Genomic DNA, 14,967 nt, shown 5'->3' with positions numbered 1-14,967 from the left:
TGCACTTGTATAGTAATTCACCCTGATGAAAAGCTTCTTTAATCCGCTAATACCGACGGTATAAATCAGCCAGGATCACAGAGTTGAGGACAGAAGTAATCTCAGAATCGCTAGTTTTTCTAACTTTTATCTTTATTAATTAGTTTTATTTTTTGCTTAAAAATAAAATTAAAATTCATTCTATATTATTACTAAATCGTAGAAATAATTTATATTAAATATATGGCAATCCATAGTTTTAATATTAGTTAAGCTTTTAGTAATAGGAAACATTGTTCATAAAAATTGCTAGCGAATTGCTAATGCCATGAGATAACTTTTGGCATTAATTTTGTATGTTTTGTATTCATTATTTTCTATTAAGGATCTAAAAGTATGTCTGTTTTCTCTCCTGATGGTCGGACAAAAGTTAGCAACACGACAACTTTCCCGTTTAGTGCTATAGGAAAGATGAGAATACATTGGAAAGGGCCAGATGGGGTTATTGATACTGCTGATGATATTATCGTCAACGGTTCTGGTGCTATGATTGACCCCTACCATTTTTTAACAGCAGGACACTGTGTGTATGACACGAGATACGGGGGTTGGGCAGATAAAATTGAGGTGATGCTTGGTTCTAAAGGAAATATCATTGCTGGTACAAACCGGGCTGACTATGAATACTATAGTGAAGCCAAATCTGTTCATACACGTTCTTTTGAAGGATGGACTCAAGGAGATCAGACTAAAAGCGAAACTTTTCAATACGATATAGGATTGGTTACTCTTGACCGCAATATTGGAAACTTCACTGGCTGGTTTAACTATGGATATGACGATAATCTCAGCAGTGGAACTTTAATGAATGTTACTGGATACCCTTCTGATAAGTTTGATTCCAACAGCGATGGAAAATCGGACAACTATGATATGTGGACTCAGAGTGGAAAAATCACAAGTACAACTGACTCGATTTTACGTAGTAATGAGCTAGATATTCTACCTGGAAATAGTGGAGGCCCTCTCTGGCTTGATAATTCCAATACAAATAAACTGACTATTTATGGAGTAGCTTCAAATGAGACAACCAGCAACAACACTCCGCTTTATAACGAGTTCGCTCGAATTACAAGCACTCGATATAACGAGATTCAAAACTGGATCGACGAAGATACTACCGCCCGCAAACCCACTGACAAAGCTGATTTAGTAGATTCTGACGTCTGGTTTAACACAACTCTTGGAAGTTTTAGTAATAACAATATCAAATATGGGGAAAATTTCAGCATCACAGTCTATCCTCGCAACAATGGTACAGCCGCAACAGGCACTTTCTCGGTTTCTTTTTACGCTTCTACTGATGCCAATATCACTAATAGTATTGGTTCTCATTACTTAATTGCTAATACAACTATTTCTTCGATTAATCCATTCAATTCGGGAACAGCGGCTTGGAGTGGTGCATTTCCTAATATCCCAATTGGAAATTACTACGTTATTTCATTTCTAGATCCAACTAATTCAATCCAAGAGTTTGATGAGAGTCTAACCAGCAACCAAAAGGTATTTAGAACTTTACTCACTGTTACCGATAGTACGCCTAGTTCAGCACCTCTGAACGTTTCATCAACCGTTAGCTCTCCTTTATCAGCCAATGAAGAAAATCTCACTTTAACAGGTACAGATAATATTAATGAGATTGGTAGCTCTCTTAATAATGTTATTACTGGTAATAGTGGTAATAACGAGCTAAATGGTGGAAATAACAATGACATCCTTATCGGAGGAAGTAGTAACGATACTTTAGTTGGAGGTTTAGGTAACGATACCCTAACCGGAGGAACTGGATCTGATATTTTTATTATTAATACCCCTTCTGAGGGTATTGATAACATTGCAGATTTTTCGTCCTTAGATGACACAATTTATGTTTCTAAAATAGGGTTTGGAGGTGGACTTAGTGAGGGTATACTTCAAGCCACGCAATTTTTTATCGGTTCAGCAGCACAAGATAGCAGCGATCGCTTTATCTACAACAATAATACAGGGGGTTTCTTCTTTGATGCTGATGGTATCGGCTCATCCGGTCAAATCCAAGTTGCTCAACTAGCAATAGGTCTAGCTATGACTAATACAGATATTTTCGTGATTGCCTAAATAATCCAAAACTTATACCTGGAGTTTAGTGTGGGTTAAATAATTAATGTCCAATTTAAATAATTAATGCCTACCTCTCAAATCCTATTCGAGAAAGGATTTCAGTCAATGACACTAACTCTTTAAATTGGACAATAAATCTTTAATGTACACTTGAATTAGGCATACAGATGCTTTTGACTTTTGCAAAAGCCAAAAACATCTGTATGCCTTGGTAATAATATACTCTGTCTGTAGAACGCTTAACTAATGCCAAACACTGATTCGACAGTTGACTTAATCGAATCCCGTGCATCTTTCAAAGTTTGGCTAATGGGATGTTTCGCCTGCAAAAATGCCCGCGCACAATTGCGTCCTGGCATTCCCGAAATTGAACCACCTGGATGAGTCCCTGCACCAGTCAAAAATAGATTATCTATTGGTGTTTTGTAATTGGCTATTTCTGGCAAGGGACGGAAAAATATCATCTGATCTAGGGTCATGTCAACATGGTAATAATTCCCTTTGTACGCACCTAATCTTTCTCCTAGTTCGGCTGGACTTTCTACCCGACGGGCGATAGTTGCATTTTTGACATTAGGTGCATAGTCTGCTAATTTATCAATCACCTTATCTGCAACTTTGTTTTTCAATTCATCTGTCCAACCAGTACCTTTTAAACCAGTGCCTTCTGCACCAGCAATTTGGTAAGGGGCAAAAAACTCAATCCATACAGTGTGCTTACCTGGTGGTGCTAATGTGGGGTCTAAATAGCTAGGCATCACCAAATACATTGATGGGTCAGCATCAGGAATCTCTCCCAAGGTACATTTACTATGAGCCTGTTCTACATGAGTTACGGAATCTGCAATTAAGATAGATCCAACGAGATATTCGTCTTTATGGGCGTGGTGTGGAAAGTGCAGTGATTCGTCTAAAGCCAAATCTATCTTGAGAATGGTTTCGTTATTGTTAACGATGCGGCGTTCTAATCTTTCCCATAAATTTGGGTCGGCTCCATCAACATCGCTTTTATCAGTCATTTGCAAAAATAACCGCTTGGCATCAATATTAGAAATAACCCCGTGTTTTGCGCGATATTCTTTACCACCAGCAACCCGCACACCCACAGCTTTGCCATCATCAATTAAAACTTTTTCAACATGCTGATCTGTGAGAATAACGCCACCTTTACTTGTGACTAAATTCACCAAAGCTTGTACAAGTGCGCCAGTTCCGCCGCGAGGTCTGGCCATTCCAGGATTGTGACGCATTGCCATCATAATTGCACCAATAGCAAGGGTTTTTTGCGATGGTGGCGCACCAAGTTCTGCTGATAGTCTGGCTAGTGGTGCTTTTAGAAATTCTTCATCAAACCACTCGTTAAGTAAATCTTCAGCGCTGGTTAACATCGTGCGAATGAAATCCAGCGTTTTGTTAGGGGAACCAATAACTGAAACTAAATCTTTTATTTTAGTGATGTCGTAGTTACCAAGGATATCTATAACTGATTTCGGCGGTGCATTAAACATGGGAATCATTGCACCTAGCGCTCGCTGCCAAAAATCTACAAATTCTGCGTATTTTTTGGCATCACGTTCACTGTAACGAGCAATTTCTACACAAGTTTTTTCCACTGACTTATGTCCTAAGAAATACTTCCCATCAGGATGAGGACAGAAAACAACCGGATCGCACTCCAGATAATGCAAGCCGTATTTTTCTAATTCTAATTCTTCAACAACTGGCCCTAAGTGAATAAATTCATGGTCAATAGCACACAAATTGAATTTAAATCCAGGAGCTTCTTGGGGTAAACATTCTTCAGTTGTTGCTGCACCACCGATAACAGAACGCTTTTCTAGTAACAGAACGCTATAACCAGCTTTTAACAAATACGCTGCACAAACTAGCCCATTATGTCCAGCACCGATTAAGACAACATCATACTCTTGCATAGTTGGAATTTAGAAATAAATAGCTTTCAAAAGCCTATAAAACTTTTCAAAAATTTACATCACTCTTGAGTTACAAAAATCATCTTTAACTACTGTCAATACTACTAAAGAGATAGTTCGGTTATTGATGAGGGTATTTGCTTTACATTAGCTTCTACCATAAGTGTCAAACTACCGATTCCTACTTTTATATCTTTAATAGAAAACTCTATATCCTCCCATTTAAAAGATGGTATATTCATCAATTCTTTGGCTTTGTGCATTAATGCTGTAATTAATTCTATTGAAATACCCTCTCCCTCAGTGCAGTTAAAACTCTCCACCATCGCAGGTTGTGAATGAGTCCGTGGGCGAATCAGCGCAGTGTAAGCAAAAGGACGAGTATTTCCCATTTCCTTTAACAACACTCTTCCTCTACATTCTATTTTGCCTTCATCAGGTAAAAATACCTGAATTTTTTGCGGCTCAAAACTTACAATTTCACCATCTACATTTAACTCCAATTTTTGCATCTGGGTGCGAATCAAGTCTGAGGTCAAGGCGCGGTTAATATCTACTTCAGTAACTACAATGTGACCTATAGCATTTACTGACTCATTGAGTTCTATTTTACCAAAAAGAGCAGTTAACGGATTGATGTCAATGCTATCTGTTTGTAGTTTAATTTCTTGCACGCGGATGTCTTTTTGTATAACTAATCCTTCACCTGCAAAGGAAACTCCATCCGCCTGTCCCTGAAGTATTTTTAATAAATCAGTTTGTACATTTATGTCTATTTTTTCTACTTCATCTAACCCTTGGGATACTATCATTTCAGCGCCCTGAGATAGAACTTTTTCTTCCAAATTATGTTCGTCTTGCATGGATTAGTATCTCCTAAATATCCTCTTACTACTTACTGTAAAGGCTAGATACTAAAGAGCGAATCTACATTCCGGTATATAGTCGGAGAATTGAGTAATCAAGTAAAGGATATTGTTTCTCTTTTAACTTTTGCCTTTTTGGTAACAAGCATTTTTACACCGCCGCTAGGGACAATGGTAATACCACGACGGACTGGATGTACTGGACGTTTATCTCTAAGGGTTAGTTGAAAATGCGATAAGATTATGGCTGTTACTAATTTTAATTCATACATAGAAAAGGCTCCACCAATACAACCACGATAACCTCCACCAAAGGGTAAATATTCGTAAGGTGAAAATTTTTGGTTGAGGAATCTTCCTGGACGAAACTTTTCTGGTTCTGGGTAAGTATCTGTTCGGCGATGTGCTAAATAAATACAGGGAACTAAAACTGTTTCTGATGTAAATTTATGCCCCATAATTTCTACTCTATCTTTTACCATTCGCGGTGTGCAAATTAAAGCAATAGGATGAATTCGCAGTGTTTCTTGACAGACAGCGGTGAGGTAAGGTAATTGTGTAATTTTTTCAGGATTTGTGAGATTGTCCAAGGTATTTAGTTCTTGCATTAGCCGATGTTTAACCTCTGGGTGAGAGTGAATTAAATAAAATATCCAGGCTAATACACCAGATGTAGTTTCGTAACCTAATAGCAATAAAGAAACTAGTTGATCGCGTAATTCCTCATCTGTCATCTGTTGCCCATTTATGTCATGCGCTGACATCAGCAGAGTGAGAATATCTGTACGCGCAGCATCTTTTTGGCAACGTCTTTCAGAAATTTCTGCATAGATGAGTTTGTCAATTTGCTCTCGTCTTTTTAAGAAAATTCCCCAAGGACTCCATGCACCTAAATCTTTTTGCAGCAAAGGAAAGAAAAACAAGCTGGAATACCAAGGTTTAGTTACGTCTTCTAATAAAGAACTCAATTGTGATTTTAATTGTTGGTAACGCACACCATGAGTAATCCCAAATACCACTTGTAAGATAATTTCTAAAGTGATATTTGACATTGATTTGTGTATACAAATATCTGTACCTGATGTCCAAGTTTGTGTAAGCTCTTCAGTAATTTGGCAAATTGTTTGTCCATAAGACTTTAAATTATCGCCATGAAATGCTGGGAGTAATAGCTGCCGTTGTTGTTGGTGCGATCGCGCTTCTTGAAATACAATAGAATTCTCTCCAAACAAAGGTTTAAATACATGGGTTGCTTTTTTAAAATCTAACTTTTGTCCAGGGATGGCAAAACAATCGCTAATTGCTTGGGGATGGCTAAAAAATACTATTGGTGGCGACTTTAAACCCATTACCCGCACTGTGAAAACTTCACCATACTTGGCAGCATAATTTTCTAAAGTTTTTGTGGGTTTAGCAATTAATTGCAGAGTTTGCAGCAACGCTGGTGTGCTTAGACTATTAAGTGTTTTCATTGTTTATTTCATACCTTTATAATTTAATAAGTTGCAAATAATCCAATTCTCCTTAACTTTCTTATTAAAGAGGTAATTATCGCAAGCCTTTTTAATAGGTTGGCGGTATATTTGGAATTTAATGTACTACTAAGTTAACTATTCTGGTAAATCATTACTATTAAGTTTACAAGGATAAAGGACTTCCAAGTAAAAAAATATTCAATCGCAGAGGGACAAGGAAGAAAGAAGTCTAGTTGAGTAGACAAATTGGATAATTTATTTTTTGGAGTTCCCTAATAATATTTTTTCTGATTTGTAGAGGTATTTATAGAAAAAACTTACTTAAGTATATTGGAATACACTTTCTAAAATTACGTCTTTTGGTGATATTAAAATTTATTGTATTGGTGTATTTAATCAGCTTTGAAATCCATTTTGTCTACACTTGTAGTATATTAAAATCCCCATAGTCCTCTTTTAAGAGGACTATAGGGATTATTTAAAAGCATTGAAAATCTATCTAAATATATAGATGAATGTTGTAAGTTTGTTGAACGCAACCATCAAACCCCCCAGCATCAAACAGTGGTTGTTTGTAGAATGGGAGACTTCATGTGACGTTGACTCGTGACAACCATCTCAATCGGACGATCTAGGCCTGTCACCAAACCACGGCGCTTAGGTCGCACTTCACCTTTATTAACTAGTTCTAATGCCTTACTAGAAAGAATTTGAGCAAGTGCTAGCTTCATTTCCAACTGGGCAAACGCTAGCCCAATACAGCGCCTAACACCACCCCCAAAGGGCAAAAATTCATAGGCAGAAAATTGCCGTTCTAAAAAGCGTTCTGGCTTAAACTGCTTAGGTTCTGGATAAATATCTTCCCGTTGATGGGTCAGATAAATAGAACCAAGTAGGACTGTACCGGGTTCTAGTTCGTAACCGCCTAGCGATATCGATGTTCTTACTACCCTGGGAAAAGTTAGTATCGCTACTGGATAAATCCGCAATGTCTCGGAACAAACAGCGTTGAGATAAGGTAATTTGAAAACAGTGCTGGGGTCTGGGTTATCGCCCAAGCTATCTAATTCTTGTAGTAGCTTTTGGCGCACTGATGGTATTTTGTGAATCCAGTATAATGCCCATGCTAAGGCTGTTGCTGTGGTTTCGTGACCAGCGACTAACAGAGTCATCAATTCATCGCGCAACTCTTCATCAGTCATCGGTTGACCGGCTTCATCTCTAGCAGCCATGAGTAAACTAAGAATATCCGTGCGTGATGAATCTGGTTGTTCTCGACGTTCCCGAATTTCCTCGTAGATAAGTTCGTCAGCTTCTTGCTGGAGGCGCATCTGTTTTCCCCAGAAGTTAATCGGGCCAAAATCTCTTTGCAAAGCTGGAAAATAAAGCAAAGCCACATTTAACCGAGAACTGGCTTTTTCTAAAAGTTCGCTCAAAAAATTCTGTAGTTTTTCGGCGCGAGGCCCTTCATATAGCCCAAATACAGCTTGCATAATCACCCGCAAGGTAATAGCTTGAGTAGCAGACCGAATATTGAAGGGTTTGCCTATCTGGTATTGGCTAATGACTTGCTTGGTGACATCGGTAATCACCTGACTATAATTCCGCATTCTTTCGCCGTGAAAGGGAGGCATTAATAACTGGCGCTGACGCTGGTGTTCTGCGCCGCTGATCGTAATCACAGAATGCTTACCCAGTAAAGGTTCAAACAGCTGATTCACATCGCCAGGCGCTTCCAATTCCTTGGTATCAGTTGTCAAAATTTGCTGTTGCGCTTGGGGGTTGCTGACAACTACCATAGGAGGCAGATTTTTGTCTAATCTGAGAGTAAAAATCTCGCCATAGGTTTTGGCACAAGCCTCCATAAATGACATCGGATTAGCAATCCAGCGTAGCATCTGTGAAACTGCTGGAGTTTGCGGCCCATTTGGGAATTTCATAAATTTTTTGCTGCTTAATATTTTTTTGCTACTTCAACTAACTGAAATTTTGGTTGCGTAACCATTTAAAGTACTTATTCTAACGTTGCAAAAAAGCAATAAACTGTTACAACCTCGAAGATGTAAAATTTTTGTTAAATTCAACAAGCATCTACAGTTTCACCTCATCGTCAAAAGGTACTCAGCATGACTGCAATCTCCCCAAAGGCATCTTCAGCGCTTCCCGGTTTTTCTGAAGGGATTCAATATTTTGGTGAAGCCTTACCAGATTTTGAAACTTATGGTGCAACTCCTGCTATTGAGTCGGGCAAAATAGCGATCGCAGATCCCACAGACAAAGCAGCTGTATATCAAACTTTACTGGCTGCCGATGCCTTACGCTACCTGATTTTGCAAGTTACAGCTAGTAAAGCTTCTGGGCATCCCGGCGGATTCGCCAGCCAAGCAGAAGCTTACGCATCTCTTGTCATGCTGGGATACAAGAACATTATTACCGAAGTGGGACACCACGCCCCTGGATTTTATTGTGCTATGTTCTTGGATCGTTCCCTAGAGGACATGGGAATTTTTACAGTCCAACAATTGCGCGATCGCTTCCGAGAAAAGCACGGATTATTAGGACATCTTTCTGGTTTCATTCCCGGTATTCTCGCACCTGCTGGGCCTTTGGGACAAGGGCAACACTTTGCAATGGCGGCTGCACTATTGCACAAAGATAAATTATTCCCCTTTACAGTTGGGGATGGGGGATTGGGTGAGCCTTATATTGTCAGTGCGATCGCTCACTTTCATACTGCTTATCCTGATGTCACCAACTTTTTACCGGTGTTGGTGTGGAACGGTTACAGCCAAGAACATCACAGCATGGTTTCCCTAAAAACCAACCCAGAGATGCAAGCATATTGGCAAGGTAACGGTTTTGATGAAGTTGTATTAGTTGATGCCAAAGATTTCGACGATCAAGACCAACCAGGGGATTACGTTGATAGTACCGCCTTTTCCTTTGAGAAGCGGCTAGAATTTACTCAAGCAGTACTTTCCGGCGTAGATAAAGCAGCGCGATCGGCCCTTGGTGGTAAACTTACCGTCTTCATCATTAAACAACTCAAAGGTGCAGGAGTCCACGCGCGGGGGGCAAAATCTCACAATCTCTATCCCAAAGATACGCTAAATGCTCCTCATATTATTAGTGCATTGCAAACCCGTGCTTTGTCTGCCCAAGCTTGGCAATTGGTTAGAACAAATGCAGAACGTGCTGGTGGTGGCCCAGCAGCCAAAACTGTGGTGACAGAATTTGAATTCCCATTGCCAGAATTAGGCGAATTACCTTTAGAAGAATATGCAGTCGGTGGCGAACCAAAAGTTTCCACAACTGCGATGGGACGATTGGTAGGAATAGTTGGAAATAAAGATGAGAATTTCCTTGTCACCAACGCCGATGGTAATGAAGCATCTGGAATTGCTAACATCAACCAAGCATTAAAGATTATCCACCCCACAACCGACGACTTATATTATCAAGCGCCAAACGGACAAGTTTATGAACCATTGAGTGAAGATGCTTGTGCCGGTTTAGCTGCGGGTTTGGCGTTAATGGGTGCGAGAACTTTGTGGTGTTCCTACGAATCTTTTGCCATCAACGGAGTACCAATTTGGCAAACTGTGACTCAAGCAATGGCAGAATTGCGCCGTCCAACTCCCTCGACTATTACTTTATTCACAGCTGGCGCATTAGAGCAAGGACGCAACGGTTGGACTCACCAACGTCCTGAAATTGAGGCTTACTTTGCTTCCTTGATGCGAAATGGAAATGTTTTTCCATTATTTCCCCCTGATGCTAACAGTATTCAAGTCTGTTATGACTGGGCATTGAAAAGTAAGAATAAGGGAATTGTAATTACTGCAAGTAAATCGCCGTTGCAAATTCGCACCACTTTAGAACAAACTCGTCAAGGGTTGCGCGATGGTGCAGTGCTATTACACGAAGTCGCTGGCGATAAACAAGTTGTATTTGCTGTAATTGGTGATATGACATTAATGCCAGTATTTGAAGCTGCTGCTTTCTTGGAAACTGAAGGTATTGGTGCGAAGATAGTTTCTGTTATCAATCCTCGGCAATTGTACCGTAGCCATGATACAGCGTGGGATATCTGTTCCCAACCCGAAGGCGGTTTCTTAGATGATGCGAAATTTGCCGAATTATTTGATGGCGATGCGTTAATTGCTGTGACGGGTGGTGCGGCGGCGGTACTCGAACCAATTTTGTTACGGAGTACAGTGAAGCGCGACACTTTTGCGTGGAAGCGTGGCGAAACTACAGCCAGTGCTGGCGAGTTGATGGCGTTTAATGGATTGACTGCTGAAGCGTTGACGAAACGTGCGATCGCGTTAGTGCATTAAAGTTAGAATAGTTTCTCGTTTTATCGCAAATATACGTATAGAAACGCTGAAAAATTGCGTTCAATGCGTATATTTGCGTTTTTTATTTAAAAGAATTTAGCAGACAGGATAAATAGGGGTAATTTTGCTGAATTTCGTTGACAATAACAGGTTTACGAGTTTAAAAGTTAGTTTACGAGTTTAAAAGTTAGTTTACGAGTCGCAAAAGCTAGTTTACGAGTTCAAAAGTTAGTTTACGAGTCGCAAAAGCTAGTTTACGAGTCGCAAAAGCTAGTTTACGAGTCGCAAAAGCTAGTTTACGAGTCGCAAAAGCTAGTTTACGAGTCGCAAAAGCTAGTTTACGAGTCGCAAAAGCTAGTTTACGAGTCGCAAAAGTTAGTTTACGAGTCGCAAAAGTTGATTTCCAAGCCAGGACAAAGCGCGATACTTTTATGGAAAACATGGCGTTTAATGGATTGACTGGGGAGGCTTGACGAAAGGTGCGATCATGTTAGTGCATTAAAGCTGAATAGACATAATATGATGTGATACACCCACCTAAGTGATTTCTTGGGTAGTATTTGCTATTATAGGGGTTTTAATAATGAGGCTAAAGCCACAATGATTAATCGTCAAAAATTCCAGCTACCAAAGTTGTTTCGCCCTCCTCAACCTGGAGATATTATTAATCAAAGATACTTAATTGGTGAAAGTCTAGGACAAGGTTCCTTTGGCTTGGTATACGAATGTCAAGATGAGTGGGAAAATGAACTAGTAGCTAAAGTTCTTGTGCCTCAAAACCGTACTTATGAGCAGGTTCACCAAGAGTGGTCAGAAGAGTTAAATAAGCTAGTACACCTACGGCATCCAAATATTACTTATATATATGATGCTTTTGAGTATCGTAATACTTTTTACCTAATTATAGAGCGTTGTCATTGTACACTTAAAGACTTGCTTGAGATACCAGATTTAGCAGGTGAGATTTTATTACCATGCCTTGCACGAGACCTATTATGTGGAATTCACTTCATGCACAGCGCTGGTTACGTTCACAAAGATATCCATCCTGGAAATGTTTTTGTCTCATTGATGTACGATAGATTAATTCCAAATAAAGAGCCAGTTTTTATGTTCAAAATTGGAGACTTAGGAATAAGTAGATTAGAAAATGATATTAATATTTTTAATACTATACTTGCAGAATGGATGCTGCCTCCGGAATTTCTTGCTCCCAAAGAATATGGAAAGATTGGACGACAGGTAGATATATACCACACAGGGTTATTATTATTAAGTTTATTAATTGGATATATTCCACCTTTTACATATGAAGAAATATTGGCAGGAAAGCCACGCCAATTAGCAAAAAAGCTCTCTTCACCATATAAGTACACGATAGCAAAAGCGCTACGTAGACACGTTGCTGACAGAACCCAAACAGCCCTCGATTTTTGGCGTGAAATATCACAGGCAAGCAAATTAAAACAGTAATTAATAAATAATTGGGAAAATTGAGCAATATTTTCCCTTTAAAAACCTGCCTTTGCAGGTTTTATTAGGATAGCCACGACTTCAGTTATAAAGCGATAAATAAGACAAGTTGAGGAAATGCGATCGCAGTGTTCACATTAATTCATCAGTCGCGATCGCGCAATTTTTTACCAATGGGACGTACTTGTACGAGCCAGTGCTGGAGAGTTGATGGCGTTTAATGGATTAACTGCTGAAGCGTTAACGAAACGTGCGATCGCGTTAGTGCATTAAAGCTGGAATTGTTTTTAATTTTATCGCAAATATACGTATACAAACGCTGAAAATAACGTTGCAATGCGTATATTTGCGTTTTTTTATTTAAAAGAATTTAGCAGACAGGATAAATAGCAATACTTCTCGGTTAAGAATTAAGCAGTATTGAGATGCGATCGCTAAATTAAAATCAGAAGGCGATCGTTTCCTTATAATAACAGCATGAAGTGCTTGATTTTGCGTTGATGCAGCCACATTTTCATTAACCGCAAGATGCGTTAAAAACGTTTCTATTTCGGTACTTCCCATGTATGAAAGGATGGCGTTTATTATGAAAAAGGATATAGCGTCGAATCTAGTAAATGTAAGTCTTCTCTGTTTGGTAAGAATAGTCTTTAAGCCGGATAACATCTTGTACTTGTTCAAGCAGTTTCTTTGGGCGTTGTTCCATCGGTGTTATACAGAAAAATTCCGTTTAATACTCTAAATCAGGATGTTATACGGAAAAGTTCTTGATAACACCAAGGGATATAAGGAAAAATTCCATATAATCCTCCTGTGAAGGGTGGTTATACGGAAAAATTCTGTATAATACCCAAAAAAGGGGGTAAAAAAGAAGTTTTCCGTATATTCAAACAGGATTTCCTTAGAATGCCTGATATATCAGGATTAAAAAAAGATTATACGTAAAGTTTCCGTATAATAAATAGTTGGGCGGCACGGAACGAATGAACGACTATAAAGACTCAATGCAGAACTCCCTGAAGCTCGGATTCTTCATCCAGCCTGTCCACCCGCCGTCTCGTTCCTATGGGGACGTTCTTTGCGAGGATCGCGAAGCGGTCGTGCTCGCCGACCGGCTCGGCTACCGCGAGGCCTTCATCGGCGAGCATCTCGTCGACTCGGCCGAGACGATCACCTCGAGCCTCGCTTTCATTGCGAATCTTGCCGATGCGTGCCCGTCGATCACCTTCGGTACCGGCGTGCTTCCGCTCGCCAACTACCACCCGGCGATGGTGGCGGCGCAGGTCGCGATGGTGGACCACCTGGTGCAGGGTCGATTGATTCTGGGAGTCGGACCCGGCGTTCCCGGCGACGCAGAAGCCCTCGGAGATTTCGGCTCGGACCGAAAACGCAAGACCCAGGAGGCGCTCGAACATATATGCCGGATCTGGAGCGAAGAGCCGCCGTACCGGATCGAAGGCAAGTTCTACCGAACCACCACCGAGCGCTCGCTTGATCGGAACATCGGAGTGGGTGTCGCTGTCCGACCGCTGCAAGAGCCCCATCCGCCCATCGCCATCACCTCGATCCGACCGGACGCTCAGGGACCGCACGCCGCGGGAGCGCGCGGCTGGTTCGGAATCTCGGCGACCTACCTGGGTGCGTATGTCGTCCGGGCCCACATTAAGAACTACCTGGAAGGCCGGCGATCGGCGGGCCTCTGTGCCGATGCTTCCGGGTGGCGCGTGGCGCGCAGCGTTTTCGTGGCCGATGACGAGGCCACGGCACATCGCTACGTGCATCGCGAGGACGGCGCGCACGACTTCTACTTCCACGTCATGAAGACCAAGCTCGCGAAGGCCGGCGCGCTGGACGTCATGCGCGACTTTCCCGACCAGCCGGATTCCGAGCTCTCTACGAAGCGGTGCATTGAGCGTCTCGTAATCGCGGGAACCCCCCAGAGCGTCGCAGATCAGATTCTTGCATTCCGCAACGAGGTCGGCGCGTTCGGCACACTGCTCTACACGGGCCACGACTGGACCAATCCAGCGCTCGCCCGACGCTCTATGGAGCTGATGGCGAACGAGGTCTGGCCCCGGATCGATCGGGCCGCGCATGGGACGACACCAAAAAGTCAAACTGACGGTAAGGCATTTTCAGTCTGATGGATAGCCCAACCATTGCGTGCAGCCGACGTCCGTCAGTGGGCGCGGCTGACGCAGGCGTTCGGCGGCAGAAATAAGCGCCTTCTCACCTCGAACCCAGATGTCTGCTCCTGTGCTACATAAAGGCTACTGTTCTTCCGTAACCATAGGCATCTGCTGCGCGCGCTTCCACCGTCGCTGGGCGATGAGTAAGATCGGTATCGTCGTAATGTACACCAGCGTTCCCGCACTCAGCGCCGTTCGCAGGGAAGCTATTGTAGCAAGCCATCCAAGCACTGGACTTCCAGCGATATTACCAAGTGCATTCGCCTGCCAATAGGTCAATATCACGGTCGCTTGTGCAAAGACGTAAATTCTATCGTTGCATTCTTTTTTCAAATTAGTATAAATTTGCTGAAATTCGTTGACAATAACAGGTTTACGAGTTCAAAAGTTAGTTTACGAGTTCAAAAGTTAGTTTACAAGTCGCAAAAGCTAGTTTACGAGTTCAAAAGTTAGTTTACAAGTCGCAAAAGTTAGTTTACGAGTTCAAAAGTTAGTTTACGAGTCGCAAAAGCTAGTTTACGAGTCGCAAAAGCTGCTTTACAAGTCAC

10 protein-coding genes are annotated in these 14,967 nt (G+C 41.3%); 4 read left to right on the top strand and 6 right to left on the bottom strand.

The window, feature by feature from the left end; all coding sequences use genetic code 11:
* The first annotated feature begins 375 nt into the window (after positions 1 to 375).
* Positions 376 to 2,139: a trypsin-like serine protease gene (locus HWQ58_RS28075; protein ID WP_292870313.1), complete on the top strand. Its 1,764-nt coding sequence runs from the start codon at positions 376 to 378 to the stop codon at positions 2,137 to 2,139.
* A 242-nt stretch (positions 2,140 to 2,381) separates the two neighbouring features.
* On the opposite strand, the gene crtO is transcribed toward HWQ58_RS28075, so the two are convergent.
* The 4 genes from crtO to HWQ58_RS28055 all read right to left on the bottom strand — a co-directional run bounded on the left by crtO (position 2,382) and on the right by HWQ58_RS28055 (position 8,357).
* Positions 2,382 to 4,076 carry a beta-carotene ketolase CrtO gene (gene crtO / locus HWQ58_RS28070; protein ID WP_292870310.1) on the bottom strand — a complete coding sequence of 565 codons (1,695 nt, stop codon included), beginning with the start codon at positions 4,074 to 4,076 and terminating at the stop codon, positions 2,382 to 2,384.
* Positions 4,077 to 4,180: 104 nt separating this feature from the next.
* Positions 4,181 to 4,921, bottom strand: coding sequence for a DUF2993 domain-containing protein (locus HWQ58_RS28065; RefSeq protein ID WP_366838762.1), 741 nt, complete (start codon positions 4,919 to 4,921; stop codon positions 4,181 to 4,183).
* 116 nt (positions 4,922 to 5,037) lie between these two features.
* Positions 5,038 to 6,414 (bottom strand): cytochrome P450, encoded by a 1,377-nt coding sequence (locus HWQ58_RS28060; protein ID WP_292870303.1) that lies wholly within the window; start codon positions 6,412 to 6,414, stop codon positions 5,038 to 5,040.
* Positions 6,415 to 6,974: 560 nt separating this feature from the next.
* A complete protein-coding gene (locus HWQ58_RS28055) occupies positions 6,975 to 8,357 on the bottom strand; it encodes a cytochrome P450 (protein ID WP_292870300.1) in 1,383 nt (460 codons plus the stop codon).
* Between the two features lie 186 nt (positions 8,358 to 8,543).
* On the opposite strand from HWQ58_RS28055, the gene HWQ58_RS28050 reads away from it, so the two are divergent.
* Complete coding sequence (locus HWQ58_RS28050) at positions 8,544 to 10,757, top strand: phosphoketolase (protein WP_292870297.1); 2,214 nt, start codon at positions 8,544 to 8,546, stop codon at positions 10,755 to 10,757.
* A 208-nt stretch (positions 10,758 to 10,965) separates the two neighbouring features.
* On the opposite strand, the gene HWQ58_RS28045 is transcribed toward HWQ58_RS28050, so the two are convergent.
* The gene (locus tag HWQ58_RS28045) at positions 10,966 to 11,199 is read right to left on the bottom strand and encodes a hypothetical protein (protein ID WP_292870294.1); all 234 of its coding nucleotides are present in this window, start codon (positions 11,197 to 11,199) and stop codon (positions 10,966 to 10,968) included.
* A gap of 158 nt (positions 11,200 to 11,357) precedes the next feature.
* Here HWQ58_RS28045 and HWQ58_RS28040 point away from each other — a divergent pair, with 158 nt between their 5' ends.
* Positions 11,358 to 12,230, top strand: a complete 873-nt coding sequence (locus HWQ58_RS28040) for a protein kinase family protein (RefSeq protein ID WP_292870291.1) — start codon at positions 11,358 to 11,360, stop codon at positions 12,228 to 12,230.
* Between the two features lie 360 nt (positions 12,231 to 12,590).
* Here the strand turns inward: HWQ58_RS28040 and HWQ58_RS28035 are convergent, their stop codons facing one another.
* Entirely contained in the window at positions 12,591 to 12,794 is a 204-nt protein-coding gene (locus HWQ58_RS28035) for a phage integrase N-terminal SAM-like domain-containing protein (protein ID WP_366838759.1), read from the bottom strand.
* A 419-nt stretch (positions 12,795 to 13,213) separates the two neighbouring features.
* On the opposite strand from HWQ58_RS28035, the gene HWQ58_RS28030 reads away from it, so the two are divergent.
* Positions 13,214 to 14,374, top strand: a complete 1,161-nt coding sequence (locus HWQ58_RS28030) for an LLM class flavin-dependent oxidoreductase (RefSeq protein WP_292870285.1) — start codon at positions 13,214 to 13,216, stop codon at positions 14,372 to 14,374.
* Positions 14,375 to 14,967: the final 593 nt, after the last annotated feature.

Source organism: Nostoc sp. LPT, from assembly GCF_017115165.1.
Classification (GTDB): Bacteria; Cyanobacteriota; Cyanobacteriia; order Cyanobacteriales; family Nostocaceae; genus Nostoc.
The sequence above is the reverse complement of the archived record's forward strand: the minus strand, read 5'-3'. Positions and strand labels throughout refer to the sequence as shown.